The following is a 20,890-nucleotide window of genomic DNA, read 5'->3' on the forward strand; positions in this document are numbered from 1 at the left end:
TCATGACCCGCACCCTCGAAGAGGCCCGGGCCTGGGCCGAGCTCGGCAACGAGCTCGTGCTCAAGGCGGCGGCCGGCCTGACCGACGACGACCTGCGTGCGCCGTCCACCCTGCCGGGGTGGTCGGTGGGCAACCTGGTCGCCCACATCGCCGCGAACGGCGACGCGCTGCTCAACCTCGTGACCTGGGCGAAGACCGGTGTCGAGACGCCGATGTACGCCTCCGCCACCGACCGCGCCGAGGGCATCGCCAAGGGCGACACCCTCTCGGCCTCGGAGGCGACCACCTGGCTGGAGTCCTCGATCCGGGCTCTCGCCGAGGGCTTCGACAGCCTCACCTCCGAGGAGTGGAGCAACGAGGTCGTGACGGCGCAGGGGCGCACCGTACCTGCCACCGAGCTGCCCTACATGCGGTCGCGCGAGGGCCTGATCCACGCGGTGGACCTGTCGACCAGTACGGCTCGCGGTGACATCGACTTCTCCGCCCTGCCCGAGGGCTTCCTCGACGCACTGATCGAGGACATCTGCGGCAAGCGTGGACTGTCGGCCGACGAGCTCCCCGAGGGCACCAAGGCCGACGTCGCCGCGTGGCTCGCCGGGCGTCCTCACGCCCTGACCGACGCACCCGAGATCGGAGCCTGGCTGTGACGAACCCTGACGTCCTCATCGTCGGCGGCGGCATCGGCGGCCTCTCCGCCGCCTTCGCCCTCTCACGGGAGGGCCTGCAGGTGCGACTCCTGGAGAGCGCTCCCGAGTTCGGCGAGGTCGGCGCCGGCCTGCAGATCGCACCGAACTGCACCCGGATCCTCGACGAGTACGGCCTGCTCGATGAGGTGAAGAGCCTCGGCGTCCTGCCCGACGACATGATCATGTTCGACGGCGTCGGCGAACAGCGCTCCGGCACGGAGGTCACCCGACTCGACCTGCGCGACCTCGAGAAGCGCTACGGCTATCCCTACATGGTGATCCACCGCTCCGACCTGCACGCGACCCTGCTGCGCGCGTGCCAGCGCGCGGGGGTCGAGCTGGTCACCAACGCGAAGGCTGTCGACTACGACTCGACCGACTCGTCGGCGACGGTGACCCTCGAGGACGGCACGACGCACACCGCACCGGTCGTCATCGCCGCAGACGGCATCCGGTCCGTCGCGCGGACGAAGTACGTCGGCGATGAGCCGGTGTCGTCGTCGTACGTCGCCTATCGGGGAGCCATCCCGATCGACGAGGCGCGGGCCAACAACATCCACGAGAAGGCCGTCGTCCTCTACCTGGGCAACAACTGCCACTTCGTGCAGTACGGCCTGCGCGGTGGCGAGATGTTCAACCAGGTCGCGGTCTTCGAGTCCCCGAAAGCCCTTGCAGGGCAGGAGGACTGGGGCACGCCGGACGAGCTCGACGCCGCCTTCGCCGACACCGTCGGCGACGTTCAGGACGGGCTGAAGTTCATGTGGCGCGACCGCTGGTGGCGGATGTACGACCGCGAGTCGATCGACCAGTGGATCTACGGCCGCGTCGCGCTGCTCGGCGACTCCGCCCACGCGCCGCTGCAGTACATCGCCCAAGGCGCGATCATGGCGATCGAGGACGGCTGGGCCCTGGCGAAGCACGTCGCACGCAACCGTTCGGAGTCAGGCGAGGTCGACTGGGACACCGCACTCAAGGCCTACGAGGCCGTCCGCACGCAGCACACCCGCCGCGTGCTGGCAACGAGCCGCGAGTGGGGCATCCTCTGGCATCACGTGGGGACCAAGCGCGAGCAGCGCAACGCGATCCTCTCCGCCCGGGACACCTACGACTACTCGTTCGTGGACTGGCTCTACGGCCCGACGGCCCTCTTCCCGGAGGACGAGGCGGAGATGTTCACGCCGATCCCGCTCGACTCCGTCGACGTCGGCGCCGCTACCGTCGCAGGGTGACGACCGCAGTCCCCAGCCGCGAGGGCCAGGACATCAGCACTCCGCTGATCCTGGCCCTCGCGCTGTTGTCCGTGACGCCCCCGATCGCCACCGACCTCTATCTCGCGTCGTTCCCCGAGATGCAGAGCGGGCTGTCGACAGACACCTCGCACATCCAGCTCACCCTGACCGCGTTCCTCGTCGGGCTCGGACTCGGCCAACTGCTCTGGGGTCCGCTGTCGGACCGGGTGGGTCGCTGGTGGCCGATGTTCGCCGGCACCCTCCTCGCCGTCGTGGCCTCGGCGGTGACCGTCATCGCACCCGACGTCGAGGTGCTGATCGGTGCCCGCTTCGTCCAAGCCCTCGCCTCAGCCGCAGGGCTGGTGATAGGGCGTGCGGTGATCAGCGACCTGTCGACGGGATACCGGGCCACCCATGCACTGAGCCTGATGATGACGATCAACGGCATCGGACCGGTCGCCGCGCCGGTGGTCGGCGGCCTCCTCGCCGGACACGTGCCCTGGCGCGGCGTGCTGGCGGTCATCCTCGCCGTGATGGCCGCGCAGTGGCTGGGCGTCCTCGGGGTCGTGCGCGAGTCGCTGCCGCCCGAGCGACGAGCAGCGCGTCTCTCCTACGCCTCCCTCGTCGTCGTGGCACGGCGGCCGTCGTACCTTCTCCACGCGCTGGCGATGGCGCTGAGCTTCGGCGTGCTGATGACCTACATCTCAAGCTCGTCCTTCGTCTACCAGAACGTGCTCGGCCTCCCCGGCTGGGCGTTCGGTGTCGGATTCGGGGTGAACTCGGTCGGCATCGTGATCGCCGGCGTCGTCTCCACCCGCCTGGCCCGCCACCGGGTCCACCCGGCCCACACCGTACGTCGAGCCCTCCCCTTCCTCCTCGGCGGCACGATCCTCGTGCTGGCCTCGGCGCTCTCCCCGTGGCCGGTGTTGCTGCTCGGACCGCTCCTCATGGTGACCTGCGCCTTCGGTTTCCTCACGGGCAATCTGACCGCGCTCGCCATGCAGCAGGCGCGTGACCATGCCGGAGCCGGCTCAGCGGTCATCGGCGGGCTGCAGTTCCTTGTGGGCGGCATCGTCTCGCCCCTCGGCGGACTGGCCGGCGACGACACCGCCGTGCCGATGGGCGTCGTGATGCTCGGCGCGGCACTGCTCTGCGGCGGCTGCTTCGTGCTGGCGCGGCAGGTGGTCAGTCCCGCGTCGGAGACGGCCTTCGCATCCTGAACAGCTGCTCCTCACCGATCGTGAAGTAGTCCGCAGGACCTCCACCGCGCAGGACCGGCTGGGCCGCCGTCGTACTGAAGGAACCGTCGACGAGCAGCGACTCGTCGATGTGGACACCGACGACCTCGCCGAGCACGAGCCAGCTGTCGACCTCGTCCCCGGCTGCGGTCCGGAGTCGCAGGATCTGGGTCCGGCGACACTCGAAGACGACGCCGGCCTCCGCGACGTGCGGCGCGCTGACGATGCTGGAGGTGCCCGCAGTCAGGCCGCTCAGCTCGAACTCGTCGACCTCGGGACCGACCTCGGCGCAACTCTCGTTCATCTGCTCGGCGAGCGGCCGGCTGACGAGGTTCCAGCAGAACTCACCGGTCACCTCGATGTTGCGCACCGAATCCTTGTAGCCGAGGCTGGCGAACCCGATGATCGGCGGCGCGTAGTTGAAGCCGTTGAAGAAGCTGTACGGCGCCAGATTGCGTACGCCGTCGGCGGACTGGGACGAGATCCAGCCGATCGGACGCGGCGCGACGATGGAGTTGAACGGGTCGTGGGCCAGTCCGTGGCCCTGCGAAGGTTCGTAGAAGTGGGTCCTGCTCACCCGCTCGATCCTAGGTCGGGCCCAGGTCAGGGTCAGGCCTGTCGGAGCGCGGAGGCGAGGGCGGCCAGTGCGCTCGCGGTCCGGGCGCCGTCGGCGAGCACGGCGGTCGGGGCGCTGCGCAGGCGCTGCACCCAGAAGGCCTGGACCCGCGCCAGGCTCTCCTCCGCCAGGGCGGTGGCGACCAGCTCGACACTTCGTCCATCACTGGCGGGATGCTCGCGGAGGACGAGGCCCTGACCCTCCTCGCCGTCTGTTTCGGCCTCTTCATGGTCGGACTCGACTCCACGGTGGTCCACATCGCAAACCCGGCGATCCAGGCCGATCTCGGAGCCTCCTTCTCGGAACTGCAGTGGGTGATCAACTCCTACCTGCTCACGCTCGCGGTCTTCCTCATCCTCGGCGGCAAGCTCGGCGACCGCCTCGGCCGCAAGCGGCTCTACCTCGTCGGCGTGCTCGCCTTCGGGCTCGCCAGCGTCGGCATCGGCCTGATCGGCAGCATCGAGGGCGTTCTCATCCTGCGCGCCGTCCAGGGACTGGCCGCAGCGGTCCTGATGCCGCAGACCGTGGCGCTGCTGCGCGCCACCTTCCCCCGCGAGCAGTTCGGCATGGCGATCGGAATCTGGGGCGGCGTCTCCTCCGTCGCGATCGCCGGCGGGCCGCTGGTCAGCGGCGTCCTGGTCGAGCACCTCGGCTGGGAGTGGGTCTTCTACATCAACGCGCCGTTCGCCCTCATCGGACTCATCTTCGGTGCGTTCGTGATCGCCGAGACGCCGCGGGACACCGCAAGCCGGCTCGACCTCGCCGGTGTCGTCCTGTTGGCACTCACGCTCTTCAGCGTCGTCTTCGCCGTCGTCCAGTCGGAGTCCTGGGGCTGGGGCGACGCCCGCACCCTCGGCCTCCTCGTCGCCGCCGTCGTCCTCCTCGGCGCCTTCATCAAGGTCGAGCAGACCGTGGCCGAGCCACTGCTGCCGCTCCACCTGTTCAAGGCTCCCTCGGTGAGCATCGGCGGCGCGGTCTTCGTGGCCAACTTCTTCGCCATGCTCGGGCTGACCTTCCTGATCACGCTCTTCCTGCTCAACACGCTCGGCCACACCACCACCCGGGCCGGTCTGATGATGCTGCCGCTGAGCCTCTTCTCCATCCCGTCGGCACCGATCGGCGCGCTCCTCACGAGTCGGATCGGTGCCCGTAAGGTCGCCGCCACCGGCCTGGCCCTGATGGCCCTCGGCCTGCTGCTGCTCACGAACGTCGACACCACCTCGTCGTACTGGTGGATGGCGATCCCGTTCGTCCTCATCTCGTTCGGCTCCGGCTTCGCGATCCCGTCGGCGGCCGACCTCATCGTGGGTGGCGCTCCGGTCCACCTCGCCGGTGTGGCCAGCGGCTTCCAGACCACCTGCCTCCAGGTCGGCGGCGCCATCGGCACCGCGGTCCTCTCGGCGATCGTCACCGCCCACCTCGCCGGCGCGCTTCCGGCCGGCCTCGATGCAGGCGCCGCCGCAGCGGCCGCCGCCGGGGTTCCGCTCGACGGCCTCCCGCAGCTCACCGACAGCTTCGTCGGCGCCCTGCACATCGGCATGGTCACCTGCGCGGGCCTCGCCCTCGTCGTGGCGGTGCTGGTGCTCGCCGTCCTGCGCGAGGCCCCGCACCACTCCTTCGACACGGTCCTCGAGGAGACCGTCGAGGGCGAGGCCGGCCACCTCTGAGACTCCCTCACCGGCATGCAGCAGGCCGGGGCCTCGTGTCGACGAGAGCCCCGGCCTGTGATGTTTTCTGCGTGGTGTCAGGCGACGAGCTCGGCGATCTCCTCGTCGGTCACCGGGACGTCCACCCGGCGTCCGATGAAGAGGGTGAGGAGGGCGCAGACCGTGGCCGCGATGCCTGCGATCAGGTAGACGGTCCCGAAGCCGGAGCCGAGCGAGGCGTCCGCGGCACCCTGGATGGCACCCTTGGTCGCCGGGTCGTTGAGCGCGGCGACGAGGCCGTCGACCGCCTGCTGCGGCGCACCCGAGGCCAGCACCTGGCCGGAGAACTGGCCGATCACGCCGTCCCAGCCGGAGAGCCAGCCGAGCGGCGGCACCTGGGAGAGGCCGGCGACGGCGTCGGCAGGGAGCTTGGCACCGGTGAGGATCCCCCCGATCTTGGCGCCGAAGTCCGAGGCTCCGATCGAGAAGGCGACGACCGACCCGATCACCGGCCCCAGCGTGAAGCCGAGGTCGCGCATCACCGAGGTGGTGGCGCTCGCCATGCCGATCTGGTGCGGGGCGACGTTGTTGATCGCGACCGCGGTGATCGAGCCGGCGGTCAGCGCGAAGCCGATGCCGAGCAGCAGGAGCGGCGCGATCCACGCCGTCCACGACGGGCCGCCGAACGACTCCGGCACACCCAGGGTGAACGAGGAGAGCCAGTACGCCGCGGCTGCGATGAAGGCGAAGCCCGCGGTGAGCACCAACCGCGGCGAGCGGTGGTGGATCAGCCATCCGACGACCGGGCTGAGCAAGAAGGCCGGACCCTGGATGAAGACGAAGAGCACGCCGACCGCCCAGACCGGCGCCTGCGCCAGGGCACCGACACTGATCGAGGTCGAGAAGCAGGTCGCGAGGAAGGCGAACATGCCGATCACGGCCACGACGGAGCCGAGTGAGAAGTCCTTGTTCGCGAAGAGACCGAGGTCCAGCAGCGGGCTCGGGCTGCGCAGCTCGACGACCACGAAGGCGACGAGGAGCACCACCCCGACGACGTACCCGCCGATGACCTTGCCATCGCCGAAGCCGCTGTCGACGGCCGTGACCGTGGCGTAGAGCGCCGCGATCAGGCCCAGCGCGAAGGTGATCTGGCCGGGCAGGTCGAGGTGACGCCCGGCGGGCGCCGAGGAGTCCCGGGTGCCGAAGGAGATCGCGACCAGGAGGAGCGCGACGGCGACGATGATCCAGTAGGTGACCCGCCAGCCGGCGAAGCTGTCGGTGGTGAAGTGGAGCTGGGTCTGCGTCGAGAGGACCGGCGAGATCACGGCGCCGAGGGAGAGGAAGCCTGCCCAGGTGGCGATGATCTTCGACCGCTTGGCGTGGTCGTCGGTGAGCGCCGCGACCATCGACAGGCCGATCGGGAAGAGGATGCCCGACCCGATGCCGATCACGGCCTGGGAGAAGATCATGAACCCGGTCGTGGTCGCGATCGCGGAGAGGACCGCACCGATGACGACGAGCACCGAGCCGCCGACCAGGAGCCGCTTGCGGCCGAAGAGGTCACCCAGCAGGCCGAAGGTGAGCTCGAAGGCGACGATGCCGAGCTCGAAGATCGCGGTGATCCAGGTCAGGCCGGCACCGGAGGTGTGGAACTGGGTGGTGAAGGTGCCGTTGAGGGCGCCCGGGATCGCGTACGCCGTCATGGCGAGCGCTACGGAGAGGTAGGCGGCCGTATACGTCAGGCCGGTCGACCCCTTCTGTGAGACGACGGTCGTGTTCATGACATGGCTCTCCTTCGAACCGATGGGGTGAGGTGATCCCGAGATCTGGTGCCTGGTTGCTCAGGCGAGGGTGAGGGCACGCAGGGGCGCGTCCTCGTGGTGCCGGATCTCGACGGACAGGAGTCCGCCGCAGCCCGGGCAGGCGTGGGCGTCGGCGACGAGGTCGGGATGGAGGCGGACCTTCTCGCCGAGCTCGTCGGCGGTGAGGGTCGCGTGGCCGGCGTACTGCTTCCAGTCCTCACCCGACGTCGCCAGCGTCCGCCCGCACTCGCAGGCGACATGGCCGGCGACGATGCGCAGCCTGTCGCCCACGACGCGTGCCTCGCCGGTCACGGGAGCGAACTCCTCGACCAGGGCGCGGTTCCACTCGCGTCGCTGCCGGCGTACGTCGGCCCGCGCCGCCTCGGTGGCGGCAGCGTCCACGACGCCCTCCGCGAGCACGACGCCGTAGTGGCGTCGCGCACCGGTCTCGGAGATGCGGCCCTCCTGGACGTCGCGAGCGATCGTCTCCGGGTCGGCGTCCAGGGCGTCGCCCCAGCCCCCTCCGCCGTGGAAGGACCAGTCCATGACATCGCCCGGGAAGAACATCTGCTCCCCCGGGTTGGAGTCGAAGACGGTCACCTGGGCGGGGTCGACCTGGAGGTCGGCGGCGCCGGTCACCGACCGGCCGGTCGCGAGGGCCTCGTTGACATCCGTGCCGCGGGCCACGGTGACCGCATGGGTCGAGCCGGGCAGTCCGCCGTGCAGGCCGGTGGAGGCCGGCATCGAGAGCGAGTGCGCCATGTGGACGCCGTGGACGAAGTCGGCGTCGTGCACCGTCCAGGCAGCGGACAGCGAGGTGCCGCCGTGGTGACGGCCTGCGCCGCCGGAGTCGGTGTTGAACTCGCGGCGCAGCCACAGCAGCGGGAAGGCGACCTCCTCACCCTCCACGTTGTTGAACTGGTAGGAGAGGATCTCGTGCGGACCGACGAAGTCGGCACCGTCGGCCTCGGGTGTGGCACCGCCACCGCCGCAGAGCGCTTCGGTGAGGGCGCCGCCGAACCCGACGCCGTACTGGTTGAGCCCGCCGATGTGCAGCACCTGGATGGCGCCGGTCGACTCGGCCATCGCATCGGAGCGGGTCACGTCGTCGATGCCGGCGAGGGTGGAGACCGCGGCGTGGGCGGTGTTCTTGACCATGTAGGCACCGCCGACGGTCGCCGAGCCGCACGGGGCGGGCTTGGCGCAGTTGATGATGAGCCCCTCCGGGGCCTCGATCTCGATGGCACGCATGACGCCGGAGTTCCACGGGATGTCCGGCGCGATGACCGGGAGGACGGAGGCGAAGACGCCGCCGCGCAGGCCGGAGATGGTGCAGTTGACGATCGAGGGAACCTGCTCGGCCGAGCGCGAGTAGTCGAAGATGAGGGTGTCGTCGCGCTTGGTGAGCTCGACCTCGACGCGGTGCAACCCGGCCTTCTTGCCGTCGGCGTCGAAGTAGTTGCGGGCCTGGAAGACGCCGTCGGGCAGGGACCGAAGCCGCTCGCGGGTGGCGATCTCGGACTTGTCCAGCATGGTCGCCATCACGGCCTTGACCACGTCGACGCCGTAGCGGTCGACCAGGCGCAACATCCCCTTACGGGCGTGGGTGTTGGCCGCGATCATCGCCTTGAGGTCGAGGCCGAGGTTCGGCGCGAGACGCGACGAGGAGAGGATGAGGTTCCAGATGTCGGAGCGGGTCCGACCGCGTTCCACGAGCTTCGTCGGCGGGAGGATCAGGCCCTCCTGGACGTTCTCGGTGGCGTCGGGGCACCACGAGGACGGCGTCATGCCACCGATGTCGAGCACGTGGCAGCACGACCCGACCCAGCCGATCCGCTCGCCATCGACGATGACCGGCTCGACCATGGTGACGTCCGGCAGGTGCAGCGCGCCGGAGTAGGGGTCGTTCGTGATGAAGATGTCGCCCTCGTTGATGTCGCTGACACCGTCGGACTCGACCTCGAACTGCCGGATGATGTTCCCCACCACGAGCTCCATCGAGCCGGAGTGGAAGACGATGTGCGGGCCCATCGCAGCGATCTGTCCGTCGGGCAGGTAGACGCCGGTGTTGCAGTCGTTGGCCTCGAAGACGAGCGGTGAGCCGGAGACGTTCTTGAGCACGGCCGACTGCTGGGCGACGACCGCGAGCAACCGGTGGCGGACGACCTCGTAGGTGATCGGGTCCATCTCAGCTCTCCTTCGTGGTGATGACGGTGTTCTCGAGGCGGTCGATGACGGCCTGCTGGCCCTCGCCGATGAAGATGGTGGTGCCGGGGTGCTCGATGATCGCCGGGCCGTCGACGAGGTCGCCCGGCTTGAGCCCGGTTCCACGTACGACGTCGGCGTCGGTCCAGCCGCTGGGCAGGTAGACCTTGCGGGTGGCCGGGCGCTCGACCTCCAGCGCCGAGCCGCCGGAGATGACCGTGCTGATCGCCGGCTTCCTCAGCTCGCCCTTCGCCTGGACCCGCACCGAGGGGATCTCGACGCCGGCGCCGGTGAAGACGGCCTCGGAGCCGTAGGTCTCCTCGAACTGCTTGACGAAGGAGTCCAGCAGGTGCTGCATGTCGGCGGCGGTCAGCTCACCGGCCGGCAGCGCGACCGGCAGCGACTTGGACTGCATCCGGAAGCGGACCTCGGCGTAGCGCTGCACGTGGATCCGGTCCTCCTCGGCACCGGAGTCGAGCAGCTGCTCACGCACCTGGGCCTCGAGCCGGGCGAGGTTCTCCGCGATCCGGGCGGCCGGCAGCATCTCGGCGGCGCCCTCCCAGACCGGGGTCGCCAGCGGGTCGGAGAACTCGGCGGCGACGTGGAGGTCGCTCATCACCGCACCGAAGGCGGAGTGCACGGTGGCGGTGGAGGGGACGACGACCGACTGGACGCCGAGCTCGTGGCCGAAGCCGTGGCAGTGGGCACCCCCGGCGCCGCCGTACGCGTAGACGACGAAGTCGCGCGGGTCGTGCCCCTTGCCGACGGTGAGCGTGTCGAGCAGATCGGCCATCTTGTGGTCGGCGATCTGCTTGATACCGGCCGCGGCGTCCTCGACGGAGATGCCGAGCGGGTCGGCGACGTGCTCCCTGATCGCCTGCACCGCGGCGTCGCGGTCGAGCGGGAAGGTACCGCCGAGGAAGTACTCGGGGTCGATGATGCCGAGGACCACGTCGGCGTCGGTGACGGTCGGGCGGGTGCCGCCGCGCATGTAGCACGCGGGGCCGGGCACGGAGCCGGCCGACTCGGGGCCGACGAGCAGCTGGCCGTCGACGACCTGGGCGATCGAGCCGCCGCCGGCGCCGATGGCGGTGACCTGCACGGCTGGCTTGAGTACGTGGTAGCCGTTGACCTCCTGGCGCGGGCTCACGACGGGCTCGTAGTCGAGGATCATGCCGACGTCGAACGAGGTGCCGCCCATGTCGGTGGTGAGGACGTTGGGGGTGCCGAGCTGCTCGGCGAGCTTGGCGGAGGCGAGCACGCCACCGGTGGGACCGGAGGTGAGGACCGAGACGGCCGTCTCGCCACAGCGCTCGGGCGTGATCACGCCGCCGCCGGAGTCGAGGATGCGCAGCGTGCCGTTCATGCCGCGCGCCTGCAGGGACTCCTGCAGCTGGTTCATGTACCGCTGGACGTGCGGGCCGAGATAGGCGTTGAGCGCCGTGGTCGCCGTGCGCTCGTACTCGCCGAGGACCGGCGCGAGGTCGGAGGAGACCGAGAGGTAGACGTCCGGAGCCATCTCGCGGACGATCTCGGCGACGCGCTGCTCGTGGGCCGGGTTGCGGAAGGACCACAGCAGGACGACGGCGATCGCCTGGACGCCCTCGTCGAGGAGGCGCTGGACCGAGGCCCGGACCGAGGCCTCGTCGAGCGGCGCGACGACGGAGCCCTTGTAGTCGATCCGCTCGGTGACCTCCGCGATCAGCTCCCGGGGCACCACCGGCTGCGGGTGCTCACGCCGGGAGAAGCGTGTGATCTCGTGCAGCTCCTTGCCGGCCCAGTGCCCCATGCCGCGCTGGAGGAGCAGGGTGTCACGGAAGCCGCGCGTGGTGAGGATGCCCGTCGTGACACCCTTGCGCTCGATCAGCGCGTTGGTCGCGACGGTGGTGCCGAGACCGAAGTAGTCGACCTGGGAGAGCAGCGACCCCTCCTCGAAGCCGAGCTCCTTCTCGGCCAGCGCGAGCGCGTTGTTCACGCCCCGGGCCGGGTCGTCGAGCGTGGTCGGCGTCTTGAGCAGGCGCGCCACGCCCTCGTCGTCCAGAAGGACCGCGTCGGTGAAGGTGCCGCCGATATCGATGCCGACGTAGTAGCTCACAGGTGCCTCCGCTGCAGGTGTGATGGGGATCACGCGATGTGATGCACATCATGCAGAGTCACTCGACAGCGTGTCAATCGTTTCAACGAAAAGGCAACCGCCGACGCGGCCAGCGGCCAGCCGGCTCAGCCGACGAGCAGCGAGTGCCACGCGTCCGTGAGGACGTGCAGCGCGGTCTGACGGGTGACCAGCTCGGTCCAGCCGCCGACGTGCGCCCACCGGCGGGAGTAGTACTCCAGCTGGGCGAACGCGGCCAGCGCCCGGGCGCGCCGGGTCTCCGGGGCGAACCGGTCGGCACGGGTCAGACCGTCGGTGATCTCGGCGATCGCGCTCTCGTGCCAACGGTCGACGAGCTCCTGGATGGAGGGCTCGACATCCGCAGCCTGGTTCGCGGCCACGACGTACGGCATCATTTGCGGCCACTGGTCGAAACGACGGGCGAAGAATGCCTCGATCTTGCCTCGTTCACCAGAGGCGACGACATCGGTCAGCGTCGGGCGGTCGGTCGACACGACCAGCTCGTTGACCTCCCCGACGAGCGCAGCCACGAGCTCGGACTTCGAGGAGAAGTGGAGGTAGAACGTGGCACGGTTCGCACCGGCTCGCACCGCGATGTCGTCGACCGTCGTGCCGACGTAGCCCTTCTCCCCGAAGACCTCCAGCGCGGAGCGCATGAGCAGGTCGCGGGTCATCTGCTTCTGCGCGCTTCGGAGGGTCACGTCGCAAGGATAGGCCAGACACATTCGGTCAACATGATGTCGTTTCAGTTGACAGTGAGCCCGGTCACATGCGACGGTCGAGGCATGGGAACCCTCGTCTACGCCGGGACCACGTCCCACGTGAGCGGCATCCTCCGCGACCCGAGCACCGACACGGCACAGGGAGCCGCGCTGGCCGCCGGCTGGGACGCGATGGCGGCCGACCTCGCGGCCGCGGACCCGGACGTCGTGATCCTCATCGCGCCCGATCACCAGGAGGCGTTCGGGCTGGAGAACCTCCCCATCTTCGCCCTCGGGTCGGCCGAGATCCACCGCGCGATCCGGGAGCACGGCATCCCGGTCGAGGACGTCGCCGGCGACCCGAAGGCGGCGCAGGTGCTGCACTCCTCGCTCGTCGCGCAGGAGTTCGATGTCGCGATCGCCCACGAGATGCGTCTCGACCACGGCTTCCTCGTGCCCGTCAAGCGACTCGGGCTCCAGCAGCGCCACGTCGTCCCGATCTATGTCAGCTGCAACGAACCGCCGCTTCCCACCCTCCGCCGGTGTCGTTCCCTGGGCGTCGCACTGCGCCGGGCGATCGCCGAGCTCCCCGAGGCCACCACGGTCGCCGTGCTCGGTCTCGGCGCACTCTCGCACTGGGTGGCGATCCCCCGGATGGGCGAGATCAACGAGGAGTGGGACCGCCGGGTCCTCGAGGCGATGGAGCGCGGCGACCTCGACGCGATCGCGTCGATGACGGACGAGGAGATCCTCTCCGAGGCCGGCAACGGGGCTCTCGAGATCCGCACCTGGTTGGTGGCCGCCGCCTGTGCCGGTGGCGGAGGTCGCACGCTGGCCTACGCCCCGATGTTCAACTGGGTCACGGGCATCGGCATCGTCGAGCTCGAGGTGGCAGCGGGGGTGTCACCGTGAGCCTCGTCGCTCTGGGCCACCTCGCCCACGACCTCGACCGGCAGCCCGACGCTCCGCAGCAGCTCGCGACCGACCCGGTCGGGTTCCTCGCGGGCTACGACCTGACCGAGACCGAGCGGTCCGCGGTTCTCGACCTCGACGCCCAGCGTCTCGTCGACCTCGGCCTCAACCCGATGCTCATGTGGAACATCCTCGGCGCCGCCGGAGTCGGGCCCCGCGACCTCTACTCACACACCAGGAGACTGACATGACCATCTGGACCGACACCCTCGGCGCCGAGGTGCGCTTCCACCAGGCCGGCCCGTGGCGGACCCGCGCCCTCGAGGCGGGCTCGGGCGACCACCACGTCATCCTCCTCTCGGGCATCACCGGTCACGTCGAGGGCTGGAGCCGCAACGTCATCCCGCTCGCCGAGCAGGGGCTGCACGTCCACGCGATCGACGCGCTCGGCCATGGCTTCACCGACAAGCCGACCGACATCGACTACATCGCGCCCAACTTCGCCAAGCACGTGATCGCCTTCATGGACGCCGCAGGCATCGAGCGTGCCGACTTCGTCGGTCAGTCGCTCGGCGGCTGGATCATGCTGTACGTCGCCAAGGAGTATCCCGACCGCGTCGGCAGGATGGTCCACGTCACCGGCGCAGGCATCCTCCTCGACGACGAGGCGCGCGCACAGGAGGCCGCCAAGGTCGGCGACGCGGTGGCGACGGTCACCACCAAGGCCCTCGAGGCGCCGAGCCGCGAGACCGTCCGCAAGCGGTTGGAGTGGCTGATGTACCGGCCCGAGACCGTCACCGACGAGCTGGTCGAGACCCGCTATCAGATCTACTGCCTGCCGGACTCGCAGGCGGCGATGCCGAAGCTCGTCGCCCAGGCACCCGGCGAGGCCAACCGGCCCTACATGCTCACCGAGGCCGACCTCGCCGCCCTGCCACACGAGACCCTCATCCTGTGGTCCGACCACAACCCGACCACGCCACCCGAGGTCGGCGAGCGCGCGAGCGAGATCATGCCGAACGCGACCTTCGACATGATCCACGACGCCGGCCACTGGCCCATGTTCGAGCAGCCCGAGGCCTTCAACAAGACCGTCGGCGCCTTCCTCGCGGGCGGTGCGGCGTGAGCGTTCCGATCACGCTCGCCTGCGAGCGCTACGACCGCACCGAGGCCCTTCGCGACGGCCGGATCCGAGTGGCCGGTGTCGACCTCACCTACCTGCCACAGCAGGTGGAGGAGACCTTCTTCCGGATGGCCCGTTTCCAGGAGTTCGACGCGGCCGAGATGTCGCTGTCGTCGTACGTGCTCGGGCTGACCCGCGAGAACCCGCCGTTCGTGGCGATCCCGGTCTTCCCGTCGCGCTTCTTCCGGCACAGCGGGATCTACGTCCGCAGCGACTCGGCCTTCACCGAGCCCCGCGAGCTGGCCGGCGGCGCGGTCGGCATCGCCGAGTGGCAGCTGACCGCCAACGTCTGGATCCGCGGCATCCTCGCCGACCAGTACGGCCTGCCCGTCGACGCGGTCTCCTACCGCACCGGTGGCCTGCTCGAGGCCGGACGGCCGGAGAAGCTCAAGGTCGAACTGCCGGAGAACATCAAGGTCTCGCCCATCGGCGCCGACCAGACCCTCTCGCAGATGCTCGCCGACGGCGAGATCGATGCGATCTACTCGCCGCGTGCGCCGCACGGGTTCGGCGGCGAGGGCGCTCCGATCCGGCGACTCTTCGCCGACTCACGGGCTGCCGAGCGCGACTACTTCGCCCGCACGGGGATCTTCCCGACCATGCACGTCGTCGTACTGCGCCGCGAGGTGTACGAGAAGAACCGCTGGCTGGCCCGGTCGCTCTTCGAGGCCTTCACGGAGGCGAAGCGCCTCGCGGAGGAGAACTTTGAGGAGACCGCTGCGCTGCGCGTCATGCTGCCCTGGTTCCTCGACGAGGCCGCCGCCACGCGGGAGTTGATGGGCGACGACTTCTGGGCGTACGGCCTGGAGTCCAACCGGCACGTCCTCGACACGTTCCTCGGCTACGCCCTCGACCAGGGCATCGCCGCCCGACCGATCACCGCCGAGGAGCTCTTCGCACCCGAGACGCTGGAGGCGACGCTCGTCTGAGCTGTCGCCGCGGCTCAGACCCCCGCGGGGGCCAGGACGATGTCGAAGCGGACCCGCGACCAGGTGCCGTCGAGTGCCCGGCCGTCGGGGGTCGGGGTGCCGGCCGGCTGCTGGGGGAACTCCTTGATCAGGGAGTCCTTGACCCCGAAGACGGTGTCCTTCCGCCCGATGGGGTCGCCCGTGGGAAAGATGTGCGTCACGAGTGTCCGCATTCCCTCGTGCGACACCATGAAGTGCAGATGGCTGGCGCGCAGCGGCGAGCGCCCGACCGCGTCGAGCATCTTGCCGACGGGCCCGTCGTCGGGGATGGGGTACGGAGTCGGCGTGAGACCCCAGAACCGGTAGCCGCCCTCGGCGTCGGAGAACAGGTGAGCACGGGCGGCACGCTTGCCAGCGTCGTACTGCACGTCGTAGAGGCCGTCCTCGTCGGCCTCCCAGACCTCGATCCGCGCACCTGACAGGGGATTGCCGTCGGTGTCCGTGACCGTGCCCTCGACCCAGCAGGGCTCGCCGGGCGCGCCGAACGCCATGTCGTCGCCGAGCTCGATCTCGGGGGCGTCCTCGACGAAGAAGGGCCCGAAGACCGTCGCCTCCGTCGCGCCCCTGTAGGCCACGTTGTTGACATTGATCGTCTGCATGCTGGCCCCGAGGGTGTCCGAGAGCAGGATGAACTCCTGCCGGACGTCGTCGGTGATGTGACCGGCCTTCGTGAGGAACTCGATCGCTGTGCCCCACTCTTCCTCGGTGAGGCGCACCTCGCGGATGAAGGAGTGCAGGTGCCTGACGAGCGAGACCATGAGCTCCTTGAGCCGCGGGTCCTCACACGCGTCGAAGGACGCGATGACCGTGTCGACCAGGGCCTGCTCCACGACCTCCTGCTCCGGCGTCACGTCGCGATAGATCGGCCCGTGCGCACCGGCCGACGTCGATCCCGGTTCGAGTTCCTCCGCCTCATGCGGCGCGACGTCGAGGTGGGTCTCGGGGTGCGTGTGCTCGGTGGTCATGGCAGGTCTCCGTTCCACGCCGCCTCCAGCAGGGCGGTCAGGTTCTCATCGGTGATCGGGGTCGGGTTGTTCGCGGGGATCGCGGCCTTGATCGCGTCGAGGGCCTTCGCGATCCCGTCGCGCGGCATCTCGTAGTCCTTGAGCGCCCGCGGCACCTCGACGTGGACACCGAGCGTCTCGCGCAGGCTGCGCAGGCCCTCGGTCGCCGTCGCGCTGCCGAACGCGGCGGCGATCCTCCGCTCAGCCTCGGGGGCGTTCGGGGCGTTGAAGGCCAGCACGTGCGGCAGCACGGCGGCATGGGTCTGGGCGTGCGGGAGGTTGAACATCCCACCGAGCACGTGACAGATCTTGTGGTGCATCGCCGAGCCGGCCGACGCGAACGCGACGGCCGAGAGGTAGGCGCCGTAGAGCGTCTGCTCGATCCCCTCGATGCTCGCCGCGTCGTCGGCGACGAGAGGGAGGCCGGCCGCGAGCCCGCGGATCCCCTCCTGCGCGAGCGCCTGGTCGATCGGGTCGACCCGCGGCCCCCACATCGCATCGACGCTGTGGGCCAGGGCGTTGAGCCCGGACGCGACGGTCATCTCCCCGGGCAGCGACGTCAGGAGGGTGGCGTCGTAGACGATGCTCGCCGGCAGGACGCGAGGGTCGACGCCTGTCGTCTTGGTCTCGCCCTCGGTCAGGCCCCACACGTTGGTGGCCTCACTGCCGGCGTACGTCGTCGGTACGGCGACCAACGGCAGGCCGGCCAGCGGCGAGCCGTCCATGACCACCGCCTTGCCGAGGCCCGTTGTCGATCCCCCGCCGACCGACACGACGACCTCGGCAGCGGCAGCGGCCGCAGCGGCGCGAGCCCGCTCGGCGACCTCGACGGGCACGTGCATGACCACTTCGTCATGGCGCGTCACCGCCACCCCGGCGGCGTTGAGCGCCGCGTGGACCGGCTCGGCCAGCTCCGCCTCCCGCTCCGACGCGATCAGGAACGCCGTGCCGGCGCCGAGCGCCCGGACCTCGGCGACCACTCCAGCGGCGGCCTCCCCGGCGGCGAAGACGATCCGCTGCGGCAGGGACTCGTGGGTGAACTTCACGCCTCGACCCTTCACGCCCGTCCGAGGAGTTGCGCGACCGCGCTCCGCAGGGTGGACTCCGGGTCCTCGGGCAGGCTCATCGCGCGCCACGCGACGTGCTTGTCGGGGCGGACCAGCAGGGCGCCGGACTCCTCGATCTCGCGGCGCTTGGCCCAGTCGTAGTAGAGGTCGGTGACCTCGCGGCCGGGGCCGATCACGACCGTGGCGAGCGGGATTCCGAACTCGGCGGCGACCTTCACCGCAGCGGTCTCCCAGGCCTCGCCGGCGATGCCGGTGAGGATCGTCCACTGCGAGTACGGCGCGAGGTCGATCAGGGCCAACTTGGTGACGTTGTCACCGACCCAGGCGTGCGGGAGGTGCGAGCCCGGCGACGTCGACTGCTGGAAGTAGAGGTCTGCGTCGCCCGTGGCTGCGGGTCGCGTCCCGTCCGAGACGATCGCGGTGGACTCGTAGAACTGGCCGAGCTCGACGCCGTGGGCGTTGAACTCGTAGTTCTTCGTCTCCATCGCCTTCACCAGGGCGGCGCGCTTGGCGGCTCCCTCCGGGGTGTTGGCCTTCCGCTCCTCGATAGCGGCGGCCATCTCGTCGCCGGAGAGGCCGACCACGCCGAGTGCCTCGAAGAGGTCGCCGAACTCGCGGGCGGACCGGTTGGCCCGCGTGACGATCCGCTTGGCAACGGGAGCGCGCTCGGCGGAGTAGGACTCCAGCAGTGAGGGGGCGGCCTGGCCGCGCAGGACGGCGGCGATCTTCCACGCCAGGTTGTAGGAGTCCTGCACGCTCGTGTTGGAGCCGAGGCCGTTGCTCGGCGGGTGTCGGTGGGCGGCATCGCCGGCGATGAAGACCCGGCCCTTCTGCAAGTGGGTCGCGTACATCTCGTTGACGCCCCACAGGGAGTAGCCGGTGATCTCCGGCTCGAGGTCGGGCATGCCGAGCAGGTCACGGACGATGCCCTTCGCCATCTCGTCGTCGAGCTCGGGGGCCGGGCCGTTGATGTCGTAGCCCCACACGATCAGCCACTCGTCCCACGGCCGGACCATCCGGACGAGGCCGGTGCCGATGCCGCCGACGTTGGAGCCGGGCTGGATGACCCAGTAGAGGACGGAGGGACGGTGGTCGACGAGCGCGGAGATGTCGGCCTTGAAGGTGATGTTCATCGACCCGGCGATGTCCATCTGTCCCTCGTAGGGCAGCTCCAGCTCCTGGGCGACCTTGGAGCGGGCACCGTCGGCGCCGATGAGGTACTTCGCCCGGATCCTGTACTCGTGGCCGGTAAGCCGGTCACACACGGTCGCGGTGACGCCGTCGGCGTCCTGGGTGTGGGAGAGGTACTCGGTGGAGAAGCGCGACTGCGTCCCGCGGACCGTGGCGTTCCGCACGAGGATCGGCTCCAGGTAGGTCTGGGGGATGTCCACCGTCGTACAGGGGCTGGCCTCCTGGTAGTCGGCCTCGCGCCGCGGACTCGTGCCCCAGGTGAGGATGCGTCCAATCTCCTCGCCGGCGATCGAGGTGCAGAAGACCGTGTCACCGATCAGCTCGTGGTCGGTGGCGTCGGCCAGCACCTGCTCCTCGATCCCCATGTCGCGGAAGATCTCCATCGCGCGCTGGTTGGTGATGTGGGCGCGCGGGGTGTTGGCGGTCCAGCGGTACTTCGTCACCATGATGTTGGCGACGCCGAGTTCGGAGAGGAACAGCGCGGCCGCCGACCCCGCGGGACCGGAGCCGACGATCAGCACGTCGGTCTCGACAACATCCTCCGTCGTGGGGACCTCAGTCTCCGCGATCCCGTCATTGAAGACAGCCATGGGGTCACTCCTCTGCGCCTGCGGGCATCGTCGCCCTCTCGTCGCGAGTATGTGACACCCGTCACGCCCGCCGGCACGCTGAGCGCAGGACGTGGCGGAAATCCGCAGATTCGGCGGTCAGGCCTTTCTGGCCCGCGCCTGTCGGCGTACGTCGGTGGCCCGTTCGCCGTAGCGGTCACGGAAGGCGTGCGAGAAGTACGTCGCCGACCCGAAGCCGGCCCGGGCGGCAACCTCGGCGACGGTCAGGCACGGCTCCGCCGCCAACAGGGCGTGCGCCCGCTCGAGACGACGGCTGAGGATGTACTGCGGCACGCTGCTCCCCGACGCCGCGAAGACGCGGGAGAGGTGGCGCTCCGAGATGCCGATGGCGTCCGCGACCCGCGCAGCGGTGAGCCCGGGGTCATGGGCGTGCTCGTCGATGAAGGCACGTGCAGTGACGAGGTGGACCGTGCCGGTGTCACCGGGCCGCCCGGTGAGGAGGTCGGCCATCAGTTGGAGGACGACATGCTCCTCGACAGGCCGGGCATCCTCGGGCCGAACCGCTCGCCCGACCAGTCGGGCGAGCGTGCGCGCCTCGCTGCTGCCTTGGGAGAAGTCCATGACCTGCGGGGTGTCGACAGTCGCACGACCGGTCAGATCCCGGAAGGTCTCGCGGGGGACCTTGATCGCAAGCTCCTCGAGTCCTTGGGAGAACCCGCGCATGAACGGGCGGTCGACATCACAGATGAGGAGCTGGCCCGGGCGAACCGTGCGCACAGCGTCCTCGTGATAGAAGAAGGCCTCCCCCATCAGCGTGAGGTAGACCGCGATTGCGTCCGAGGGCTGCGCGCGGACCAGTTCGGGTGTGCGCTCGATGACGTGCGCGTTCCCCTCGACCCGCGCAAGATGCAGATGGTCCAGGTGCAGGTTGACCATCGAGGCCTCGAGCGCACCGCCACCCAGTGTCCGGCAACGCAGGGTGATCAGCTCGTGCAGGTTGTGGTCCTCCCACAGCTCGACACGCTTGTCCTCGGGCAACGACCGGGTGGTGAAGACGTGCGCGCTGTCAACGCTCATCGGGCGGCCTCTTTCAGCTCGGGGAGGTGGGGAAGCGGACGGCGGCAGACCTCCGCGGCGTCCGCCCGGGAGAGTCCGACCATGCGAAGGTTGAGCTCGGCGTACTGCGCAGGCTGGTCGCCCTGCCGGTCCGAGCTGAGATAGGAGTGGATCGCGGCGAGGAGCGACCCGAAGACGACGTCCGCCGTCATGGGGAGGTTCTCGATCTGGAACCGACCTTCATCGATGCCGCGCTTGAGATCCCGGGTGGCACGTGGCCCAAGGATGTCGATCAGCGCGGGATGCGCCGCCCCGATCCGCACGACGAACCATGCCCACACAGGCTCGGACACGGCCGTGCCCATCAGCTGGCGCAGCGACGCCGCAAAGACCTCCGCGGGGTCACTCATGTCGGCCGTCATGGCGTCGAGCCTCTGCCCCATGCTCTCGACCGTGTCCTGGATGACCGCGGTGACGATGTCGTCCCGCGTGGCGAAGTAGTTGTAGAAGGTGCCGGTGCCCAGATCGGCGGCCGAGGTGATCTGCGCGATGGTCACCGCGTCGGGGCCGAGCTCGGCAACAAGGCGGCGCGCAGCACCGATCAGCCGAGTGCGCGTCGCCTCGGCCTTGCGCGAGCGCCGGTCGCTGGCCATCACGTCCACGGACGGATGGTTGCACAAAACTGATTGACGGTTCAGGATGTG

At 69.7% G+C, this 20,890-nt stretch carries 19 protein-coding genes; 8 read left to right on the plus strand and 11 right to left on the minus strand.

Translation table 11 applies throughout. The features are described from left to right. Window positions 1-2: 2 nt before the first annotated feature. Genes LH076_RS15195 through LH076_RS15205 form a run of 3 tightly spaced genes read left to right on the plus strand, consistent with a single transcriptional unit; the run spans window position 3 to window position 3,135 of the window. Window positions 3-647 (plus strand): maleylpyruvate isomerase family mycothiol-dependent enzyme, encoded by a 645-nt coding sequence (locus tag LH076_RS15195; protein WP_227781596.1) that lies wholly within the window; start codon window positions 3-5, stop codon window positions 645-647. Further along, a complete protein-coding gene (locus LH076_RS15200; protein WP_227781597.1) occupies window positions 644-1,915 on the plus strand; it encodes an FAD-dependent oxidoreductase in 1,272 nt (423 codons plus the stop codon). The genes LH076_RS15195 and LH076_RS15200 overlap by 4 nt, the downstream gene beginning before the upstream one ends. After that, entirely contained in the window at window positions 1,912-3,135 is a 1,224-nt protein-coding gene (locus tag LH076_RS15205; RefSeq protein ID WP_227781598.1) for a multidrug effflux MFS transporter, read from the plus strand. Before LH076_RS15200 ends, LH076_RS15205 begins: the two co-directional genes overlap by 4 nt. Here the strand turns inward: LH076_RS15205 and LH076_RS15210 are convergent. Together LH076_RS15210 and LH076_RS15215 are read right to left on the minus strand one after the other, a co-directional pair. Further along, a complete protein-coding gene (locus LH076_RS15210; protein ID WP_227781599.1) occupies window positions 3,101-3,730 on the minus strand; it encodes a flavin reductase family protein in 630 nt (209 codons plus the stop codon). The two genes, LH076_RS15205 and LH076_RS15210, sit on opposite strands and share 35 nt — an antisense overlap. 32 nt (window positions 3,731-3,762) lie before the next feature. Next, entirely contained in the window at window positions 3,763-4,026 is a 264-nt protein-coding gene (locus tag LH076_RS15215; protein WP_227783663.1) for a hypothetical protein, read from the minus strand. On the opposite strand from LH076_RS15215, the gene LH076_RS15220 reads away from it, so the two are divergent. Continuing rightward, window positions 3,997-5,436: an MFS transporter gene (locus tag LH076_RS15220; protein WP_265333825.1), complete on the plus strand. Its 1,440-nt coding sequence runs from the start codon at window positions 3,997-3,999 to the stop codon at window positions 5,434-5,436. The two genes, LH076_RS15215 and LH076_RS15220, sit on opposite strands and share 30 nt — an antisense overlap. Before the next feature lie 77 nt (window positions 5,437-5,513). Here LH076_RS15220 and LH076_RS15225 read toward each other — a convergent pair whose 3' ends face one another. The 4 genes from LH076_RS15225 to LH076_RS15240 form a co-directional block, all read right to left on the minus strand. Next, window positions 5,514-7,196 carry an MFS transporter gene (locus LH076_RS15225; RefSeq protein WP_227781601.1) on the minus strand — a complete coding sequence of 561 codons (1,683 nt, stop codon included), beginning with the start codon at window positions 7,194-7,196 and terminating at the stop codon, window positions 5,514-5,516. Between the two features lie 60 nt (window positions 7,197-7,256). Then, entirely contained in the window at window positions 7,257-9,404 is a 2,148-nt protein-coding gene (locus LH076_RS15230; RefSeq protein WP_227781602.1) for a hydantoinase B/oxoprolinase family protein, read from the minus strand. A gap of 1 nt (window position 9,405) precedes the next feature. After that, complete coding sequence (locus LH076_RS15235) at window positions 9,406-11,517, minus strand: hydantoinase/oxoprolinase family protein (RefSeq protein WP_227781603.1); 2,112 nt, start codon at window positions 11,515-11,517, stop codon at window positions 9,406-9,408. Between the two features lie 125 nt (window positions 11,518-11,642). After that, complete coding sequence (locus tag LH076_RS15240; RefSeq protein WP_227781604.1) at window positions 11,643-12,236, minus strand: TetR/AcrR family transcriptional regulator; 594 nt, start codon at window positions 12,234-12,236, stop codon at window positions 11,643-11,645. A gap of 84 nt (window positions 12,237-12,320) precedes the next feature. Here LH076_RS15240 and LH076_RS15245 point away from each other — a divergent pair, with 84 nt between their 5' ends. From LH076_RS15245 to LH076_RS15260, 4 genes are read left to right on the plus strand one after another with little or no spacing between them, the layout of a single operon-like run. Beyond that, complete coding sequence (locus LH076_RS15245; protein WP_227781605.1) at window positions 12,321-13,148, plus strand: hypothetical protein; 828 nt, start codon at window positions 12,321-12,323, stop codon at window positions 13,146-13,148. After that, window positions 13,145-13,399 carry a hypothetical protein gene (locus LH076_RS15250; RefSeq protein WP_227781606.1) on the plus strand — a complete coding sequence of 85 codons (255 nt, stop codon included), beginning with the start codon at window positions 13,145-13,147 and terminating at the stop codon, window positions 13,397-13,399. The genes LH076_RS15245 and LH076_RS15250 overlap by 4 nt, the downstream gene beginning before the upstream one ends. Then, a complete protein-coding gene (locus LH076_RS15255) occupies window positions 13,396-14,274 on the plus strand; it encodes an alpha/beta fold hydrolase (protein WP_227781607.1) in 879 nt (292 codons plus the stop codon). Before LH076_RS15250 ends, LH076_RS15255 begins: the two co-directional genes overlap by 4 nt. Further along, window positions 14,271-15,260, plus strand: a complete 990-nt coding sequence (locus tag LH076_RS15260) for a hypothetical protein (RefSeq protein ID WP_227781608.1) — start codon at window positions 14,271-14,273, stop codon at window positions 15,258-15,260. The genes LH076_RS15255 and LH076_RS15260 overlap by 4 nt, the downstream gene beginning before the upstream one ends. Before the next feature lie 14 nt (window positions 15,261-15,274). Here LH076_RS15260 and LH076_RS15265 read toward each other — a convergent pair whose 3' ends face one another. The 5 genes from LH076_RS15265 to LH076_RS15285 form a co-directional block, all read right to left on the minus strand. Beyond that, complete coding sequence (locus tag LH076_RS15265) at window positions 15,275-16,264, minus strand: dioxygenase (protein WP_227781609.1); 990 nt, start codon at window positions 16,262-16,264, stop codon at window positions 15,275-15,277. After that, complete coding sequence (locus LH076_RS15270; RefSeq protein WP_227781610.1) at window positions 16,261-17,349, minus strand: maleylacetate reductase; 1,089 nt, start codon at window positions 17,347-17,349, stop codon at window positions 16,261-16,263. Before LH076_RS15270 ends, LH076_RS15265 begins: the two co-directional genes overlap by 4 nt. 11 nt (window positions 17,350-17,360) lie before the next feature. Then, entirely contained in the window at window positions 17,361-19,151 is a 1,791-nt protein-coding gene (locus tag LH076_RS15275) for an FAD-dependent oxidoreductase (RefSeq protein WP_227781611.1), read from the minus strand. Between the two features lie 117 nt (window positions 19,152-19,268). Next, on the minus strand, window positions 19,269-20,207 hold the full coding sequence (locus LH076_RS15280) for a helix-turn-helix domain-containing protein (protein ID WP_227781612.1): 939 nt from the start codon (window positions 20,205-20,207) through the stop codon (window positions 19,269-19,271). After that, window positions 20,204-20,839, minus strand: a complete 636-nt coding sequence (locus tag LH076_RS15285) for a TetR/AcrR family transcriptional regulator (protein WP_227783653.1) — start codon at window positions 20,837-20,839, stop codon at window positions 20,204-20,206. The genes LH076_RS15280 and LH076_RS15285 overlap by 4 nt, the downstream gene beginning before the upstream one ends. Window positions 20,840-20,890 lie beyond the last annotated feature (51 nt).

Source organism: Nocardioides sp. Kera G14, from assembly GCF_020715565.1.
Lineage (GTDB): Bacteria > Actinomycetota > Actinomycetes > Propionibacteriales > Nocardioidaceae > Nocardioides.

Bases quoted from the DNA above. Each gene is read 5' to 3' on its own strand.
- LH076_RS15195 (WP_227781596.1), top strand. From the start codon at position 3: ATGACCCGCACCCTCGAAGAGGCCCGGGCCTGGGCCGAGCTCGGCAAC.
- LH076_RS15220 (WP_265333825.1), top strand. From the start codon at position 3,997: ATGGTCGGACTCGACTCCACGGTGGTCCACATCGCAAACCCGGCGATC.
- LH076_RS15225 (WP_227781601.1), bottom strand. From the start codon at position 7,196: ATGAACACGACCGTCGTCTCACAGAAGGGGTCGACCGGCCTGACGTAT.
- LH076_RS15230 (WP_227781602.1), bottom strand. From the start codon at position 9,404: ATGGACCCGATCACCTACGAGGTCGTCCGCCACCGGTTGCTCGCGGTC.
- LH076_RS15245 (WP_227781605.1), top strand. From the start codon at position 12,321: ATGGGAACCCTCGTCTACGCCGGGACCACGTCCCACGTGAGCGGCATC.
- LH076_RS15255 (WP_227781607.1), top strand. From the start codon at position 13,396: ATGACCATCTGGACCGACACCCTCGGCGCCGAGGTGCGCTTCCACCAG.
- LH076_RS15265 (WP_227781609.1), bottom strand. From the start codon at position 16,264: ATGACCACCGAGCACACGCACCCCGAGACCCACCTCGACGTCGCGCCG.
- LH076_RS15275 (WP_227781611.1), bottom strand. From the start codon at position 19,151: ATGGCTGTCTTCAATGACGGGATCGCGGAGACTGAGGTCCCCACGACG.
- LH076_RS15280 (WP_227781612.1), bottom strand. From the start codon at position 20,207: ATGAGCGTTGACAGCGCGCACGTCTTCACCACCCGGTCGTTGCCCGAG.
- LH076_RS15285 (WP_227783653.1), bottom strand. From the start codon at position 20,839: ATGGCCAGCGACCGGCGCTCGCGCAAGGCCGAGGCGACGCGCACTCGG.